This window comes from Pseudoalteromonas sp. S408 (genome assembly GCF_005886645.1).
Taxonomy (GTDB): Bacteria; Pseudomonadota; Gammaproteobacteria; order Enterobacterales; family Alteromonadaceae; genus Pseudoalteromonas.
The window spans coordinates 44,641-62,366 of the sequence record NZ_PNDY01000002.1; the positions used below are offsets into that span (position 1 = coordinate 44,641).

Annotated in this window: 15 protein-coding genes; 4 read left to right on the plus strand and 11 right to left on the minus strand. The window is 39.0% G+C overall.

All coding sequences use genetic code 11. From position 1 onward, the window contains the following. Positions 1-147 precede the first annotated feature (147 nt). Both sppA and ansA read left to right on the plus strand, forming a co-directional pair. Positions 148-2,013 carry a signal peptide peptidase SppA gene (gene sppA, locus CWB62_RS02585; protein ID WP_138530146.1) on the plus strand — a complete coding sequence of 622 codons (1,866 nt, stop codon included), beginning with the start codon at positions 148-150 and terminating at the stop codon, positions 2,011-2,013. Between the two features lie 81 nt (positions 2,014-2,094). Further along, positions 2,095-3,105 (plus strand): asparaginase, encoded by a 1,011-nt coding sequence (ansA, locus tag CWB62_RS02590; RefSeq protein WP_058403933.1) that lies wholly within the window; start codon positions 2,095-2,097, stop codon positions 3,103-3,105. A 67-nt stretch (positions 3,106-3,172) separates the two neighbouring features. On the opposite strand, the gene gnd is transcribed toward ansA, so the two are convergent. Next, complete coding sequence (gene gnd, locus CWB62_RS02595) at positions 3,173-4,546, minus strand: NADP-dependent phosphogluconate dehydrogenase (protein WP_058403932.1); 1,374 nt, start codon at positions 4,544-4,546, stop codon at positions 3,173-3,175. Between the two features lie 378 nt (positions 4,547-4,924). On the opposite strand from gnd, the gene pyk reads away from it, so the two are divergent. Further along, the gene (gene pyk / locus CWB62_RS02600; RefSeq protein WP_138530144.1) at positions 4,925-6,361 is read left to right on the plus strand and encodes a pyruvate kinase; all 1,437 of its coding nucleotides are present in this window, start codon (positions 4,925-4,927) and stop codon (positions 6,359-6,361) included. A 58-nt stretch (positions 6,362-6,419) separates the two neighbouring features. Here the strand turns inward: pyk and CWB62_RS02605 are convergent, their stop codons facing one another. The 10 genes from CWB62_RS02605 to thrS form a co-directional block, all read right to left on the minus strand. Next, the gene (locus CWB62_RS02605) at positions 6,420-7,244 is read right to left on the minus strand and encodes a LytR/AlgR family response regulator transcription factor (protein WP_058403930.1); all 825 of its coding nucleotides are present in this window, start codon (positions 7,242-7,244) and stop codon (positions 6,420-6,422) included. Next, positions 7,241-8,314, minus strand: a complete 1,074-nt coding sequence (locus CWB62_RS02610; RefSeq protein WP_058403929.1) for a sensor histidine kinase — start codon at positions 8,312-8,314, stop codon at positions 7,241-7,243. Before CWB62_RS02610 ends, CWB62_RS02605 begins: the two co-directional genes overlap by 4 nt. Before the next feature lie 246 nt (positions 8,315-8,560). After that, complete coding sequence (locus tag CWB62_RS02615) at positions 8,561-10,117, minus strand: SulP family inorganic anion transporter (RefSeq protein ID WP_138530142.1); 1,557 nt, start codon at positions 10,115-10,117, stop codon at positions 8,561-8,563. Positions 10,118-10,231: 114 nt separating this feature from the next. Continuing rightward, positions 10,232-10,690 (minus strand): Lrp/AsnC family transcriptional regulator, encoded by a 459-nt coding sequence (locus CWB62_RS02620; RefSeq protein WP_002960703.1) that lies wholly within the window; start codon positions 10,688-10,690, stop codon positions 10,232-10,234. A gap of 115 nt (positions 10,691-10,805) precedes the next feature. Next, a complete protein-coding gene (locus tag CWB62_RS02625; RefSeq protein ID WP_138530140.1) occupies positions 10,806-11,447 on the minus strand; it encodes an MBL fold metallo-hydrolase in 642 nt (213 codons plus the stop codon). A gap of 2 nt (positions 11,448-11,449) precedes the next feature. After that, positions 11,450-13,267 carry a M14 family metallopeptidase gene (locus CWB62_RS02630; RefSeq protein WP_138530138.1) on the minus strand — a complete coding sequence of 606 codons (1,818 nt, stop codon included), beginning with the start codon at positions 13,265-13,267 and terminating at the stop codon, positions 11,450-11,452. A 296-nt stretch (positions 13,268-13,563) separates the two neighbouring features. After that, entirely contained in the window at positions 13,564-13,923 is a 360-nt protein-coding gene (gene rplT, locus CWB62_RS02635; protein WP_002960711.1) for a 50S ribosomal protein L20, read from the minus strand. A 15-nt stretch (positions 13,924-13,938) separates the two neighbouring features. After that, positions 13,939-14,139 (minus strand): 50S ribosomal protein L35, encoded by a 201-nt coding sequence (rpmI, locus tag CWB62_RS02640; protein WP_002960713.1) that lies wholly within the window; start codon positions 14,137-14,139, stop codon positions 13,939-13,941. A gap of 212 nt (positions 14,140-14,351) precedes the next feature. Further along, a complete protein-coding gene (gene infC / locus CWB62_RS02645) occupies positions 14,352-14,912 on the minus strand; it encodes a translation initiation factor IF-3 (RefSeq protein ID WP_006794470.1) in 561 nt (186 codons plus the stop codon). 59 nt (positions 14,913-14,971) lie between these two features. Then, positions 14,972-16,882, minus strand: coding sequence for a threonine--tRNA ligase (thrS, locus tag CWB62_RS02650; RefSeq protein ID WP_138530136.1), 1,911 nt, complete (start codon positions 16,880-16,882; stop codon positions 14,972-14,974). 358 nt (positions 16,883-17,240) lie between these two features. Here thrS and CWB62_RS02655 point away from each other — a divergent pair, with 358 nt between their 5' ends. Next, positions 17,241-17,687, plus strand: a complete 447-nt coding sequence (locus CWB62_RS02655) for a DUF3010 family protein (RefSeq protein WP_058403926.1) — start codon at positions 17,241-17,243, stop codon at positions 17,685-17,687. Positions 17,688-17,726: the final 39 nt, after the last annotated feature.

The window sequence follows — 17,726 nt, forward strand, 5'->3', positions numbered from 1 at the left end:
GCGTGCATGTATAGCATAATAAACCCATTGTTTTCGGTATCTTAAACGTATTTATAAACACTTCGTTACGATTTAGCAGTTAAATTTATATTTATTCTAGGATAAGATGAAACAAATGTATTAGCTGTACCAAATTAAGGAGCTATTTTGATAGCAAAAATTTTTAAAGGTATTTGGGCTGGAATAAACTTTTCTCGTCGATTAATTATTAACTTTTTGTTTGTGCTACTTGTTATTGTATTTATTGCAGGTATTTCAAGCGACGAAGACAAAATAATCGTTGATGAAGGCTCTGTTCTTCGATTAAACCTAAATGGTCCATTGGTTGAAGAAAAATTATATATAGATCCTATTGAAGCCGCTTTAAATGATGCAACCTCAGGTAACGACGAGCCAAGCGAAATTTTACTTGACGATGTTATTGAAGTTATAAATGAAGCAACAAAAGATAGCCGAATTAGTGTACTTCTTCTTGACCTGCAAGAAATGCCTAAAGCGCATTTAAACAAGCTTAAGCAAATTACCAGCGCGATTGAAGGCTTCAAACAGGCTGGTAAAAAAGTAATTGCTACGGGTTACTACTACACACAAGCTCAGTATTATATTGCTGCACATGCTGACGAAATAGCAATGCACCCTTACGGTAGTGTCGCTATTGAAGGCTACGGAATGTATCCGCTTTATTTTAAAGACGCACTAGAAAAACTAGAAGTAACGCAGCATATTTTCCGTGTTGGTACATTTAAATCAGCTGTTGAACCCTTTATCCGTAACGATATGTCTGATGCAGCTAAAGAAGCAAACCGAGTATGGTTGGGTGCGCTTTGGAGTGAATATAAGCAAGATGTATCGTCAGTTCGCCCATTCGATGAGTCAAACTTTGATGAAACTATGGATGCTTACCTAGAAAAAATGCAAGCAGCTAACGGTGATGCGGGTAAATACGCATTAGATAATCAATGGGTTGATTCACTTAAAACGACTCAACAGGTGCGCCAACAACTCATAGACTTAGTCGGTGCGCAAGAAGATGGTAAAACATTTAAGCAAGTGTCATTTCGTGAGTACCTAAGTTTAGTTAAACCGCCTGTTGTATTTGACAACCCTATTACTGAAAAAGTAGCGGTTGTGGTAGCGAGAGGCACCATTGTTGATGGTGAGCGAAGAGCAGGCGAAATTGGTGGCGACTCTACTGCAGCCCTACTTCGTAAAGCACGACTAGACGATAAAGTGAAAGCGGTAGTACTACGTATTGATTCAGGTGGCGGTAGTATGTTTGCCTCAGAAGTTATTCGTGCTGAAGTATTAGCGCTCAAAGCAGCTGGTAAACCTGTAATTGCATCAATGAGCTCTGTTGCCGCCTCTGGTGGTTATTGGATTGCATCTGCAGCTAATGAGATTTGGGCTGCACCAAGCACGATTACTGGCTCTATTGGCGTGTTTGGTACGTTTATGACATTTGAAAATACATTATCAAAAATTGGTGTGTATTCTGACGGTGTTGCTACTACCGAAATGGCTGGCTTTTCAGTTACTCGCCCGCTTAACGAAAAAATGGCTCAAGTCATTCAAATGAGTGTTGAAGAAGCTTATGGCCGCTTTTTAGATGTTGTTGCACAAGCGCGAGGCATGACACCAGAGCAGGTTGATGCAATTGCACAAGGTCGAGTTTGGATCGCATCTCAAGCTCTTGAACTGGGATTAATTGATAAGCTTGGTGACAAACAAGATGCAATTGATGCTGCAGCCGCGCTTGCTAAATTAACTAACTACGATGTGAAAACAATCACTCAAGATTTAAGCCCGCAAGAAAAAATGCTGCAAGATATCTTTGGCAGCGCATCGGTTCAGTCTATACTAGGAGCACAATCAACTACCCCATCGGTTTTAGCAACACAAGCTAATTTACAAAGCGTAGTGAAGCAGTTAAGTTCTGAACTAGAAAACCTTAAAGATTATAACGATCCACAAGGTGTATACGCACGCTGTTTAGAATGTAATGTTGCACAATAAAAGTGCATAAGCACCACTCGTTGCTTTATTTACTTTAGCGACAGGTTATACTAAGCCCAGTTTTTTTACTGGGCTTTTTTTATGAAACGTAAACGCATATATATCGCTTACACAGGCGGTACCATAGGGATGAAAAAATCAAGTCGCGGCTATATTCCCGCTGAAGGTTTTTTAACAGAAACGGTTATGAATAATGCTGAATTTAATCGTGATGAAATGCCCTTGTTTGATATTCACGAATACTGCCCTCTTATCGATTCTTCTGACATGTCTCCTGCACATTGGCAGCTCATTGCCGATGATATAAAAAGTAAATATCAGCAATACGATGGATTTGTCGTATTACATGGTACCGATACCATGGCCTATACAGCCTCGGCACTTTCCTTCATGTTTGATAATTTAACTAAGCCCGTTATTGTTACCGGCTCACAGATCCCGCTTTCTCAACTTCGTTCTGATGGACAGGTTAATTTATTAAATGCTATGTATCTTGCTGCAAACTACCCAATTGCAGAAGTAAGCTTGTTTTTTAACAACCAGTTATTTAGAGGTAATAGAGCCACTAAAGCGCATGCAGATGGTTTTGATGCTTTTGCTTCACCAAATTTAGAGCCTCTTGCATTATCAGGTATTAATATTCAACTTATCAAAGGCCAACTGAGCCCTTATGTTGAAAATGAACTTCAAGTTACCACTATAACGCCACAACCAATTGGCGTGCTTTATTTATACCCTGGAATAAGCACCGAGGTGGTCAGAAGCCTTGTAAACGATAACATTAAAGCCTTAGTGTTATTAAGTTTTGGCGTGGGCAATGCACCTCAGGACGATAAGTTTCTTTCTGTGCTAAGTGACGCAAGTAAAAAAGGGATGATCATTGTTAATCTAACACAATGCCTGAAAGGTCAGGTCAATATGGGCGGTTACGCAACTGGCAACGCATTGTTAAATATTGGCGTTATTAGTGGTTATGATATGACATTAGAAGCCTGCTTAACAAAGCTGCATTACCTATTCAGCCAAAATCTAGAAATCGAAACTATTCGTCATTTAATGCAAGATAATATGCGCGGCGAATTAACTCGATAAGCAATTACAGGCATCTGTAAATCAAAAAGGCACGCGTATAGCGTGCCTTTTTTTGTTTAATAATGAATTAGCGCACCTTAGCGTCAATCTCTACTAAATCAGTTAAGTGACATGTCTCGCCGCTGTGGGTTTTAATGCCGTGCTCACCAAAGTAATCACGCTGGGCTTGAACTAAGTGCCCATTACTTGGTGTTGTTAGCGTTGCTAAGTAAGTTTGTGTTGAGCTTAATACTGGAAACGCCAGGCCAGACATAACAGCTTGCCCTGTTACCTTACGCAATGCATTGGCTTCTTTATCAAGCGAGTCTATAAATTCGACACCTTGCGCTACGCTGTCAAGGTAATCAGCTCGAATGATACAACCTGCACGCCAAGTTTGTAATGTTTTCGAAAGATCTACCTTCCATTGATGTGTCCGAGAGGCTCCCTTAATTAACGCAAGGCCTTGGCGATAAGCTAAAAGACTCGCTAACGTAAACGCATCTTTAAGCTCTTCAAGGTCAATATCAACGGTATTAGTTGATTTTGAAGCATAGGTCATTTCTTGTGCCGCAGTTGTATCGCATGCATTGGTTAGATGTCGAGCTTGAACAGCAGCAACCAGTGAGGGTACTGCAATTCCTAACTCAAGTGCATTTTGTGCCGTCCACAAACCAGTACCTTTAGCGCCAACTTTATTATCAATCAGGTCTACTAGAGGCACATTTTTATCATTTTCAAGGGTTAATATATGACTAGAAATAGCGAGTAAGTAACTATTCAACTGCCCTTCTGACCATTCGTCAAATATTGCCGCGACTTCTTTTGGAGAACGGTTAGTACCTAAGCGGAGTAATTGATACATCTCTGCAATTAGTTGCATAAGCGCATATTCAATACCGTTATGAACCATTTTCACAAAGTGTCCACTGGCTGACTGGCCAACACGCGCAAAACAAGAGCTACCGTTATAGCTTGCAGCTACTTTTTCAAACCATGGCTCAATGCGTTCCCAGCCACCTTCTGATCCACTGGCCATCATTGCCGGACCATGGCGAGCGCCTTCTGCTCCGCCTGAAATACCCATAGTGGCAAACTCAAATTTGTTTTGAAACTTTAGCTTGCGAGTAATACCATCTTTATAATTACTGTTACCACAGTCGACTATAATATCATCACACTCTACGCCTGCGTCTACCAGTTCGTTACAAACGGTATCGACTAACTCACCTGCAGGAACAAGCAATAAAATAGAGCGAGGTGCTTCTAAACGCCTTACCATGTCTCCTAAATCAGAGACAATGTGAAGTCTATCAGCCATGCCTTGAGATTTAGCACAGCTTATTAACTCTTCACCCGCATGTGGGTTTTTGTCATAAGCAACAAGCGTTATCCCTTTATCTATTAAGTTTAGGGCAAGATTTTTCCCCATAACGCCTAACCCGACTAATGCAACTTGCATTTAGTGTCCTCCTCGGTAACAACTATTTGGTTAGAAAATTCAGTGTATTCATTAAATAATACCGCGTGCATTATACTCATGCAGTCATAAAATGCTAACCATGAGCCAATACAACATGCTTTTTTATTAAAGATAAATAAGCTATGTAATTATATCAAACATCAATGCTCTAGGGGTGACTTAAAGCACAGCTATTTGAAATTAAGATCATTGACGCATTTTGACACCGGTGTCATAATGATGACACAATAGTTTTGTATAAAATAGTGGCAATTCGTTCAGCTTTGCCTACAACTTAAGATATTGCTTTTTTAAGCTGTATTCTTCGTAAACAAAATAACCGTCAACCTGCTTTCACCAAGCACACAGGAGAAATTGATGCTAAGACGCACAAAAATAGTCGCTACCCTTGGGCCTGCTACCGATAGAGATAACAACCTAGAAAAAATCATTCGCGCAGGCGCAAACGTAGTACGTTTAAACTTCTCACACGGTGTGGCTCAAGATCATAAAGACCGTGCACAAGCAGTTCGTGATATTGCAAAACGATTAAACAAACACATTGCTATACTTGCCGATCTTCAAGGTCCTAAAATCCGAGTTTCAACATTTAAAGAAGGAAAAGTAACCCTAGCAGTGGGTGCTAAGTTTATTCTTGATGCTAAAATGGAAAAAGGCCAAGGCGATGTAAACGCTGTAGGTATCGATTACAAAGAACTTCCACAAGACGTATCTCCTAACGATTTACTTCTTTTAAATGATGGTTTAATACAACTTACGGTTGATAAAGTAGTTGATCACCTCGTTCACTGTACTGTTACAGTGGGAGGCGTTTTATCAAACAACAAAGGGATTAATCGTTTGGGGGGGGGATTAACAGCTCCAGCGTTTACCGAGAAAGACAAAGAAGACTTAATCACAGCAGCAGAAATAGATGTAGATTATATTGCGGTTTCTTTCCCACGAAGTGGCGATGACATGCGTTACGTTCGTTCATTAGCAGAAGCTGCTGGCTCTAAAGCTCAACTTCTAGCAAAAATTGAACGCGCTGAAGCTGTAGAAACACAAGAAGCCATCGATGATATTGTGCTTGCTTCGGATGCTGTAATGGTTGCTCGTGGTGACTTAGGTGTTGAAATTGGCGATGCTGCGCTAATGGGCAAGCAAAAGCTTATTATTCGTCGTGCACGTTCGTTGAACCGTACTGTTGTTACAGCCACGCAAATGATGGAATCGATGATCGATAACCCAATGCCAACACGTGCTGAAGTAATGGATGTTGCAAACGCAGTGCTTGATGGGACTGACGCTGTAATGCTTTCTGCAGAAACAGCTGCTGGAGATTACCCTGAAGAAACGGTAGCAACTATGGCACGCGTTTGTTTAGGTGCTGAGTCACAAAAAGAAACGCATGTATCTAAGCACCGTTTAGATAGCCGCTTCTCTAGTAATGCTGAATCAATTGCTCTATCGGCTATGTATGCAGCAAACCATTTAGATTCTGTTAAGGCTATTGTAACGCTTACTGAATCTGGTAGCACTGCAAAACTCATGTCACGCATAAGTTCTGGCTTACCAATTTATTCGTTGTCACGTCATGCCAGTACCCTTGGTCAGACTGCACTTTATCGTGGTGTTTATCCGGTGTTTTTTGATTCAACACAAACAGAAAAAAATGCAATGGTTAAAGCAGCATTAGATACACTTGTTGCTCAAGGTTCATTGGCTTCAGGTGATACTGTGATTTTAACGCATGGTGATTCAATGGAAACTGTGGGCGCAACAAATACAATGAAAATTGTTACTGTTGAGTAATTAAAGTTTTCTAAAAAAAATGCGAGCTTAGCTCGCATTTTATATTCTTAAACTTATATTAACTAGCCAACGCTGCTTTTACTTTATCACGGTAACTACGGCTAACTTTTAGCTCTTGACCATTCTCTAAAACAAGTAAATATTCACCACTGACCTGTGTAACTAATTTACTGATTTGTTTCGTATTAACAATTGCGCTGCGATGAACCCTTACAAATAAATGAGGGTCTAGCTCTTGCTCAAGTTCTTTCATTGTTTTTCGTAGTATATGTGTTTGCCCATCTTGGCAATGTAAGCACATATAATCCCCGGCTGCGTCAACCCATTGAATAGTTGCTGCTGGAACACGGATAATTTCGCCCTGCTCTTTTACGGCTAAGGATTCTGGGTAACGTTTATCAGCTAAAGTATCACCGGTTGCCAGTTTTTTGAGAATTTCTTCACAATTATTTCCGGTAATGCCAGCTACAAAACTCGCGAGTTTTTTCTTATGGGCGTTGTCTTGTTGCGTTTTTAAATAGGTATGCACTTTTTCTACCGCCTGTTTTAGTCTGTTATCATCAACGGGTTTTAAAATGTAATCCAATGCATGAATTTCAAATGCTTTCACCGCAAATTGATCGAATGCGGTAACAAACACGATTGCCGGAAGTATTTTAGTGCTTTCACTTAACGCGCGAGCAACTTCAAAGCCATTCATGCCTGGCATTTGAATATCTAAAAATACTAAATCTATTTTTTCGTTTTTACACGTTTCTATTGCATCTGCACCTGAACTACATAATTTAATAACTTCAATGTCATCAAATTCTGAAAGTCTTACATCCAAGCCTTTGCGCGCTAATGGTTCATCATCAACAATAAGCGTTCTGATTTTCATCATTTCTTCACAGCCTTCTCAAACGGCACTCGCAGATTAACTTTTAATCCACTTGGCGTATTATGTGATAATACAAACGAATAATTATTTTCGTAGAGCGTTTTCAATCTATCTTTGGTATTTGCAATACCAACACCTTGTGCGTTAACAAGCTTGCCATTTTCTAATTCGGTGCCAGGCCCATTATCTCCCACTTCAAGGAGTAATTCGTTAGCAAACACTTGGGCTTTAATATCTATTACCCCACCTTCAGATAAGTGGGCAATCGCATATTTAATTGCGTTTTCAATAATAGGTTGCAGTATAAGGCTAGGAACTAATGCTTGCTTAGCTTGTTCGCTTACATCTATGTTTACTTTTAATCGTTCATCAAAACGAACTCGTTCAATATCTAAATATAATTTTAACGCATGCAACTCTTGCTCAAGTGGTACCTTTTTTATGGGATCTGTATTTAGGGTATACCTTAAAAAGTCACTTAATTTAGACACCATTAAGTTAGCATCTTTATTTTCTTTTACCAAAACTAATGTTGAAATAGCATTTAACGTATTGAATAAAAAATGCGGGTTAAGCTGGTATCTAAGCATTTTTAATTGGGCTTCGTGCGCCATTGTAGTTGCTTTTAATGCTTTTTGACGTTCACTTTGTAATAGCTGATAATATTTAACACCAAAGTATAAGCCGCTCCAACATAAAATAATGTAGACCGAATCTAAACCTTGTTGAAGATAATAAAACCACTCTTCAGGTCTGTAACCATGGCGATATATCTCCCATAGATTAAATTTCTGTACAACAGCCCATAAGGTGCCCGTAATATAAGATGCACCAAACACCACTAACATAAGCACTATAGGTGAAGCATTCCAAACTGTACGGTAAATATAGCGAAGTGGTACTGTCATCAAACAGCCAGCATAAGCATTTAATAATATAACGAATACGTAAATATCACGCATTTCAAATACTTTAGAACCAATGTAATTGACAAGCGCATACCCTATCCAGCCCGCAATCTGCAAAAGCCAAAAAAAGCGCTGACGGTTATCAATTAAAGATTGCCAATTCAAAATTTACATCGTCTCCAAAATAGTAACTACTTTAAAAATCTATTCTTTAGTGTGTATTTATACATAACCAACTAGTTTTATAAATAAACTGAATAATATCATCATCTATTATATAGATTTACGAGGATATTTAGCACTACCGCCTATCTTAGTTTTTAATACAATCAACGCAAACTATACTCACACGCAATAAAAAAGCGAAAGGTGTTACTCTTTCGCTTTCATAAATACGTTGATAGTTAGTGTTTAAGCTAGTTTATCTGACGCAACTTTATAAGTAGGATCTTCTATTACATTGACTTCAACTAAATCACGCGCTTTGTGCAATAACTGAGTACAGTCTTTACTTAAATGACGCAAATGAAGCTGCTTACCCGCTTTAGTATATTTATCAGCTAATGCGTCAATAGCCTCTATTGCACTGTGATCTGATACACGGCTATGTTTAAACTCTACAATAACGTTCTCTGGGTCATTTTTAACATCAAATAATTCAGAAAAGTTTTTAACTGAACCAAAAAATAATGGCCCATGTAACTCATATACTTTTGAGCCTTCTTCATCAATGTAGTTTGTTGTGTAGATATGTTTAGCATGTTGCCATGCAAAAACAAGTGCAGACACAATCACACCTACACACACTGCAATCGCTAAATCGGTAATCACGGTTACACCCGAAACTAACACGATTACAAAGGCATCAGATAATGGTACGCGCTTCATCATTTTAAAGCTTGCCCATTCAAATGTACCAAGCACAACCATAAACATAACCCCCACAAGTGCAGCGAGTGGGATCATTTCAATTAAGCTTGATGCAAAAATGATAAACGCAAGCAGCATTAAGGCTGCACTTATTCCCGATAAACGAGAGCGGCCGCCCGAATTAATATTAATCATTGATTGGCCAATCATTGCACAACCGCCCATTGCTCCAAAAAAACCACACGTTATATTTGCAGCGCCTTGGCCAATACACTCTTTGTTACTGTGACCACGCGTTTCAGTAATTTCATCAATTAAGCTAAGCGTTAATAATGACTCTATCAGGCCGATTGCAGCAAGTATAAGCGCGTAAGGGAAGATAATTTGCAGTGTTTCTAAATTAAATGGCACCATAGGAATATGAAACTCTGGCAACCCACCTGCGATTGTTGCTGCTTCATCACCTGTCATCCCTTTTAAAAAATCTAATACGGTATGTGCTTCAAGGTCTAAACCAATAACTAAGCCTGTCACCGTTACAATCGCAACCAAAGATGAAGGAATAGCCGTTGTTAACTTTGGAAGGAAATGAATAATAGCCATTGTTAACGCAACAAGCCCTAACATAATAAACAATGGTTCACCTGTCATCCATTGCTGACCGCCCATATCATCAGGTACTTTAAACTGACCTAACTGGGCTAAAAATATAACAATAGCTAAGCCGTTTACAAACCCCAGCATTACAGGATGCGGTACCATACGTATAAACTTACCGAGCTTGAATATTCCCGCGAGTATTTGCAAAATACCCATCAGAAGCACGGTTGCAAAGAGATACTCAACACCATGATCAAGCACTAAACTTACCATTACAACCGCTAAAGCACCGGTTGCACCTGAGATCATGCCTGGGCGGCCACCGAATATAGCCGTAATTAAACCTACGATAAACGCGGCATATAGACCAACTAAAGGTTCTACATTTGCAACAAAGGCAAACGCAACAGCTTCTGGCACTAGGGCTAACGCCACAGTTAAACCAGATAGAATATCGTTTTTAGCTGAGCTTGGCGCCCTGCTTAGTAAGTTAAACATTGAGATCCTCAGGTGTATTTTGGGTATAAAAAAAGCGCTAAATTTTAGCAAATTAGCGCTCATTTAACAATTACATTGTGTTTTTAAACTAAATAGCTTTAAAAAGTTATCTGTTTACAAAGGTAGAGATGTGCTGCGTTTTACACAGGTCATTGTCACGTTTGAATGCACTTCCTGTACGTACTCTAAACTTAATAAATTATCTCGAACAAAATGTTCGTAGCCTTCTATCCCTTGTGAGATTATTCGCAACATAAAATCCATTGTGCCTGCCATTGTATAACACTCAGTGACCTCATCGTAACTCATGATCAATTTTTCAAATTCAGCTAGATTTTTTTTACCGTGATTAGATAAACGCACATGTGCGTACACCAACATATCAAAGCCAAGTTTCTTCTCATCTAACAATGCCACTTTGCTTTTTATGTAGCCGTCTTGCTCTAGTTTAGCAATTCGACGCCAACAAGGTGATTGAGATAAGCCGACTTTATCTGCTATTTCAGCAGTTGATAGACTTGCGTCTTGTTGCAAAAGTGCCAAAATTTGGCGATCTACGTGATTTAGAGACATTTTATTTCTTATTTATCAAATAAACTGGTTAAATTATACAACCATTTTTAAAAACAGTCTGCTTATTTTTAATTTTTCTATGTATAAATTACTCATAATTAATACATTTAACTCACTAGCCGTACTGCCCACTTACAAAAGGATTCGTTTTAATTTCATGCTCAACGGTTGTTTCACCGCCATGGCCAGACAAAATCGCGGTCTGTAAAGGTAAGGTTAGTATATGAGCCTTAATAGACTCTATAAGTTGTTGACTATTCCCTCTAGGGAAGTCAGTACGTCCTACAGAGCCTTTAAATATAACATCACCAACAATGACACATTGTTGATTTTTCTCGTAAAATACAATATGCCCTGGTGTATGGCCTGGGCAGTGAAATACATCAAATGTTAACTTGCCTAGACTCAAAGTATCACCGTGCGATAACCATTTGTCAGGGTAAAAAGGTTTAATAGGTGAAAAACCAAACATTTGAGCTTGCATTGATAAATTTTCAAACCAAAAATGTTCATCCTTGTGTGGGCCAATAATCTTAGTATTAAAATGCTTACGAAGTACGTCTGCTCCACCAACGTGGTCTAAGTGCCCATGGGTTAACCAAACAGCTTTAAGGGTTAAATTATTACTCGTTAAAGCTGCAATTATTTTATCGCTGTCACCGCCAGGATCAACAACGACTGCTTCTTGGGTACTTTCGCAAGCTATTATTCTGCAATTTTGTGCAAAAGGAGTCACTGGTATTGTTATAATTCTCATCACTATATTTCTTTATCTTTTTGATCTGGTATTGCTATTTCTTCTTCAAATGACATAAGTATTGGGTACTTTAGGTATGCTTCATCATAAAATGGGCTGTGCTGATACAACCAATCTAAGCGAGCATCAGCATCACTTGCAAATGACTTTTCAGTTTTTAATTTTTGGTCAAATTGCAAAGCAAGTTTTGGCTGTTCTTTTAACATATTACGAGCAAAAGGGATCAGCGCGTAATTTTCCATATACTCAGTGCGCTGAAAAATCGTGTTAAATTCTCCCCATGAAAAAAACGAGTCAGGCGCCTCTGGATGCAGTAGATGGACAGCCAATTCCCCTGCTTTTTGTTGAGTTGTAACTTCAAACCAACCGTCTAAATTTACATTAATAGCAGGTTTATAATCGAAAGTAGCCGTTACCCTAAATCTTCCTTCAAACGGTGACTTAGCAAACGAGTGCTCATTTATTTTTGCCTGTTTTAATGGTTGTGTGTTTTCACCAACTAATTTATTCACAGACACACCATGAAGCGACAGTTTTTCAATTAAATCGGTGTAAACAGGTGGTATAAAAAATGCCTTAGGTACTTCAATACGTTTTTGTACATCTTTTTGCCAATATACAGGTAAATTTGTATAGTCTTCTTTCTCACCAATATATTGAACTTCTGTTTGACCCGATAATGTACTCACTTTTGACGTATAACGAATACCTTTAAATGCAATTTCTACAGGGTCTTTACTATAGCCTCGTTGAACAATAAGCTGCTTTGGTACAAATGCGTGTTCTTTTTTTACTGCATTAGCTAGTTCATGTCCATGCTTTGATAAAGCATCAATTGCTCCGTCAATAAACACGTAAGTCCCCAATACACGCTGCTTATAGGGTTTTAATGAGTGGTTTTCGACTAAAATTGTAGGTAATGATTTTAAGTCACCCCAACCGTTCGAAAAACGGGGTGTAGCAACCCAACCCGCAAGCCCTTCTTTAAAGTTTCGCTTATTCATAACAAATACAAGAGGCCCAGGAATATGCCCTTGCGATGCTAACTTATTATCTATAACCGGTTTAAAGTATCTATCTAACGTATCAGCAATAGCAGGAGATTCACTTGCAAACACCGGATTATATCCATAGGTCACATCGTATTGATAATCGGCACCGTCAGTAACATGCACATCAATATAAAGGTTTGGGTTATAGTCATTAATAACCTTTAAAACACTTTTAACTTCGGGTGTTTCAAGTTTTGTGAAGTCACGGTTTAAATTTAAATTATTTGCATTGGTTCTAAAACCCATTTTACTCGGGCCGCGTTGATTAATACGATTAAAATGGCTGCTTCTTTCATGTCCGTCAACGTTTAATATTGGGATAAATAAAATATTTACTTTCTTTAAAATATCTCTACGTTTGCCTGTAGCTATGTCGCGTAACAACATAAACATGGCGTCTTTACCGTCAATCTCGCCAGCGTGAATTCCCGCTTGAATAAGCACTGTTGGCTTAGTGCTATTGGCAAGCTGATCTGCATCAAAAAAACCTTGCTCAGTCGCTACCACCATTTTAATAGCACGCTTACTATTACTAAAACCTATTATTTGCGATTTAAATTGAGTCGGATTTGCAGCAACTAAACGCTCTACAAAAGCCATTGTGTTGTTGTAATCAGGAGATATATAACCATCTGAAAGCTCAAAATCCGTTGTCAGAGGCCCCGCCTGTTGTATCAGCGATAAACTTTCGCCTTCCCAAGGTAGCAAAGGGGGTAAATGGCTATCGTAAGTCATACTTGCAGTTAAAAAGAGTAAGCTGGCTAACATATTATTCTCAAAAAACGCTTTAATACCCAAATTATAACAACTTAACTGATCGTTACGAAAAAACTGCGGTAGTTCAACAAAAAACACAGCCTAAGGTAAGCTAATAATGTATCAGGAATGTTTTATTGAGAATAAAGCATAATTAGCATCCAATTAAATACAGCTGAGCCTTTAAATTAATAACGGATTATTTTGCTTGGGAAGTTAGAATAGCTCTTGTATGTTGGGGTTTTATGTCAAATTTTAGGCACAAAAAAAGGAGCCAATGGGCTCCTTTTCAGTTCTTATAAAAAAGCTTAAGCGGCTAGGCCTTCTTTAGCTTTTTCTACAAGCGCTGCGAATGCAACTTGGTCGTAAACAGCGATATCTGCAAGGATCTTACGATCGATTTCTACAGACGTCTTTTTAAGACCATTGATAAAACGGCTGTAAGACAGACCATTTTGACGTGAAGCAGCATTGATACGTGCAATCCATAATTGACGGAAAGTACGTTTCTTCGCACGACGGTCACGGTAAGCGTATTGACCCGCTTTAGTAACAGCCTGGAAAGCTACGCGGTAAACACGTGAACGTGCTCCGTAGTAACCTTTTGCTTGTTTTAAAACTTTTTTGTGACGTGCACGTGCGACAACGCCGCGTTTAACTCTTGCCATTTCTAAAAACCCCTATTAAGCGAACGGTAACATACGTGAAACTAGACCATGGTCATTTTTATGAACCATCATCTTAGGACGTAGGTGTAACTTACGCTTAGAAGTTTTCTTAGTCAGAATATGACGAAGATGCGCTTGTTTACGCTTGAAACCGCCAGAAGCAGTCTTTTTGAAACGCTTAGCAGCGCCACTGTGACTTTTTAGCTTATAAGCCATTGCAATAACTCCAATTGTATTGCTTTTAAATTAGTAAGCAGGCGTGAGATATATTTCTATAGCTCCACTTTTAGGCCTAACTTACTGCCATGTTCCGGTGAAAACCCAACATCAAATGCTGCAGCTTTACTTTAAAACCGGTTAACTCAGGTGAATATTTGCATATTGCTTGCAGACCTGAGCTAAATTCGGTGCGCATTATTACTTAAAAATTACTTTTTAGCAATAGGTGCCATCATCATAACCATTTGACGGCCTTCAACGCGATTTGGGAAAGACTCTACTACTGCTAAGTCTTCTAAATCGCCTTTAACGCGGTTTAATAGTTCGATACCAATTTCTTGGTGAGCCATTTCACGGCCACGGAAGCGGATGGTAATTTTAGCTTTATCGCCAGCTTCTAAGAACTTACGTAAGTTGCGAAGCTTAACCTGATAGTCACCTTCATCCGTACCAGGACGGAATTTGATTTCTTTAATCTGGATTTGCTTTTGCTTCTTCTTCTGCTCTTTCAGTTCTTTGCTTTTTTCAAAGATGAACTTACCGTAGTCCATAACCTTACAAACAGGCGGCTCAGCGTTAGGGCTAATCTCTACAAGATCAACACCCGCTGCATCAGCCATAGCTTGTGCGTCTTTTAATGACTGAATGCCAGCTTGTTCGCCGTCGATGTCGATTAAACGAACTTCTTGAGCTGTAATTTCTTCGTTAATACGATTTTTTTGAGCTGTTTGTTGCCCTTTCTTGCCGCCTCTAATGGTACGTTCCTCCAAGAATATCAATAATATAAGCGTGTAGATGGCTTTTAGTAATAGCCCTACACGCTCGATTTTTACTGTCGATTTTTAATCTCTTCGCTTATTTTAGCTACAAAGTCATCGACATTAAATTTACCCAGGTCTTCACCTGTTCGCGTACGAACCGCTACTTCTTGTTGTTCAACTTCTTTATCGCCAACAACTAGTAAGTAAGGTATACGCTTTAATGTATGTTCACGGATTTTAAAGCCAATCTTCTCATTTCTCAAGTCAGCAGCGGCTCTAATTCCAAGTTTATTTAATTTTTGTACAATTTCCTGCACATAATGTGCTTGTTTATCAGTGATATTCATAATCACTACTTGCTTTGGTGCAAGCCACGTAGGGAATAAACCAGCATACTCTTCAGTCAAAATTCCGATAAAGCGCTCAATTGAGCCCAAAATAGCACGATGTATCATAACGGGTGTGCGTCGTTCGTTATTTTCTGCTACATAAGTAGCACCTAAACGACCCGGTAATGCAAAATCTAGTTGCACTGTACCACACTGCCACGCTCTGTCTAAACAATCGTGCAAAGTAAATTCAATTTTAGGGCCATAAAACGCCCCTTCACCAGGAAGGTAATCAAATTCGATGTCGTTTGCTTTAAGTGCATCGGCTAATGCAACTTCAGCTTTGTCCCAAATTTCATCGTCGCCAATACGTTGTTCCGGGCGAGTTGAAAGCTTAACCACAATCTTTTCAAAACCGAATGTCTCATAAGTATCATAAACCATCTTAATACACGCTGACACTTCGTCCATTACCTGCTCTTCTGTACAGAAAACGTGAGCATCATCTTGTGTAAAGCCACGTACACGCATTAGTCCGTGTAAAGCACCTGATGGCTCATTTCGGTGACAACAGCCAAACTCGGCCATACGTAATGGTAAGTCGCGGTACGATTTTAAACCTTGGTTAAAAATTTGTACGTGACCTGGGCAGTTCATTGGCTTAATTGCATATTCACGCTTTTCAGATTCCGTAGTAAACATGGCGTCTGAATATTTTTCCCAGTGACCTGATTTTTCCCATAACGAACGGTCCATCATCATCGGACCTTTTACTTCTTCGTATTGGTACTCACGTAATTTTTCACGCACAAACTCTTCAAGCTCGCGGTAAATGCTCCAACCATCGTTATGCCAAAATACCATACCTGGCGCTTCTTCTTGCCAGTGCCATAAATCAAGTGCTTTACCAATACGACGGTGATCGCGCTTTTCAGCTTCTTCTAAACGCTTTAAATACGCTTTAAGTTGCTTTTTATCACCCCACGCTGTGCCGTAGATACGCTGTAACATTTTGTTTTCAGAGTCACCACGCCAGTATGCACCTGCTACTTTCATTATTTTGAAGTTTTGGCAGAATTTCATGTTTGGTACGTGAGGACCACGACACATGTCTACATATTCTTCGTGATGGTATAATCCTGGACGATCATCTTTTGCAATGTTCTCATCCAAAATTTCAATTTTGTATGTTTCGCCACGCGCTTCAAACGTATCGCGAGCTTCTTGCCAGCTTACTGTTTTTTTCACTACGTCGTAGTTTGTTTTTGCAAGTTGTAGCATACGCTTTTCAATGGCATCTAAGTCATCTTGTGACAAAGAATGTTCCATATCGATATCGTAGTAAAAACCGTTATCAATAGTTGGACCAATAGCCATTTTAGCTTCAGGGAAAAGTTGCTTAACTGCATGTCCAATCAAGTGAGCACAAGAGTGGCGAATAATTTCTAGGCCGTCGTCATCTTTAGCAGTAATGATTTCAAGGCGAGAATCATCACTAATTAGGTCACACGCATCAACACGATCACCATTAACACGACCTGCTATGGTTGCCTTAGCAAGACCAGGGCCAATATCATTTGCTACATCAAGAGTACTTACAGGGTTTTCGAAACTACGCTGACTGCCGTCAGGAAGAGTAATAACTGGCATTATAAATCCTTACATACAGTGGTGACACCTACAATGTATCACGTGTATTTTTAAATAAAATTAAATGAGAATGACTCGACAACGCTCTTACGAATAAGCATTGACTATTTTTCGCCAAACAGGCTGATGTAGATGCTGAGTCTGCTCAACTACAAAAATATATTGTCGCGTGAGCGAGAAACAATTACAAGTTTAAAGGCTCTGTTAAAGGTGTTATTTTACTTAAGTTTGTAAATTTAGATAAAAACAATGACAATTTTGAGAAATGCGTAATAAAATTTCGTCTTATTGCTTATTCTCGCAATTTAATAGATGTTGCGTATAATACACAACAATTAAGTTTTATTAGAGAACAGCAATGAGAACATGTGGTGTAGAAATTACCGGTAGTGACGTACTACTTTGTATTTTAAGTAAAGATAACGACGTTTTTGACATTCGCGATGTGCGCCAAACACGTTTTACCTTAGGTAATGGTAACGACACTGAAGTAATGCGCAAATTTCAATTTGATTTTGCAAAACTAATGCAAGATTACCAAATTGACTCTGTGGCTATTCGCGAACGCCAACCTAAAGGTAAATTTGCAGGCAGCGCTAAAGGTTTCAAAATGGAAACCGCTATTCAGTTAATTGAAAACCTAGATGTTCGCGTGTTCTCAACAACTGAAATTAAAGAACAAGTGAAACGTAACCCTATCCCTATTGCTTTTGAAGAAACCGGCCTTAAAAAATATCAAGAAAATGCGTTTGTTAATGCCTACGTATACATAATGAAAAAAACGTACCGTAGCGACGAAATGTAATTTAACAAGCTTTAAAGTAAAAACGCGCCTAAATGGCGC

What these genes read in the sequence shown, in the direction of transcription:
- CWB62_RS02615 (WP_138530142.1), bottom strand. Translation starts at nt 10,117, where the DNA reads ATGTTTAACTTACTAAGCAGGGCGCCAAGCTCAGCTAAAAACGATATT.
- ansA (WP_058403933.1), top strand. Translation starts at nt 2,095, where the DNA reads ATGAAACGTAAACGCATATATATCGCTTACACAGGCGGTACCATAGGG.
- pyk (WP_138530144.1), top strand. Translation starts at nt 4,925, where the DNA reads ATGCTAAGACGCACAAAAATAGTCGCTACCCTTGGGCCTGCTACCGAT.
- CWB62_RS02620 (WP_002960703.1), bottom strand. Translation starts at nt 10,690, where the DNA reads ATGTCTCTAAATCACGTAGATCGCCAAATTTTGGCACTTTTGCAACAA.
- CWB62_RS02625 (WP_138530140.1), bottom strand. Translation starts at nt 11,447, where the DNA reads ATGAGAATTATAACAATACCAGTGACTCCTTTTGCACAAAATTGCAGA.
- CWB62_RS02655 (WP_058403926.1), top strand. Translation starts at nt 17,241, where the DNA reads ATGAGAACATGTGGTGTAGAAATTACCGGTAGTGACGTACTACTTTGT.
- rpmI (WP_002960713.1), bottom strand. Translation starts at nt 14,139, where the DNA reads ATGGCTTATAAGCTAAAAAGTCACAGTGGCGCTGCTAAGCGTTTCAAA.
- CWB62_RS02605 (WP_058403930.1), bottom strand. Translation starts at nt 7,244, where the DNA reads ATGATGAAAATCAGAACGCTTATTGTTGATGATGAACCATTAGCGCGC.
- rplT (WP_002960711.1), bottom strand. Translation starts at nt 13,923, where the DNA reads ATGGCAAGAGTTAAACGCGGCGTTGTCGCACGTGCACGTCACAAAAAA.
- gnd (WP_058403932.1), bottom strand. Translation starts at nt 4,546, where the DNA reads ATGCAAGTTGCATTAGTCGGGTTAGGCGTTATGGGGAAAAATCTTGCC.
- CWB62_RS02630 (WP_138530138.1), bottom strand. Translation starts at nt 13,267, where the DNA reads ATGTTAGCCAGCTTACTCTTTTTAACTGCAAGTATGACTTACGATAGC.
- thrS (WP_138530136.1), bottom strand. Translation starts at nt 16,882, where the DNA reads ATGCCAGTTATTACTCTTCCTGACGGCAGTCAGCGTAGTTTCGAAAAC.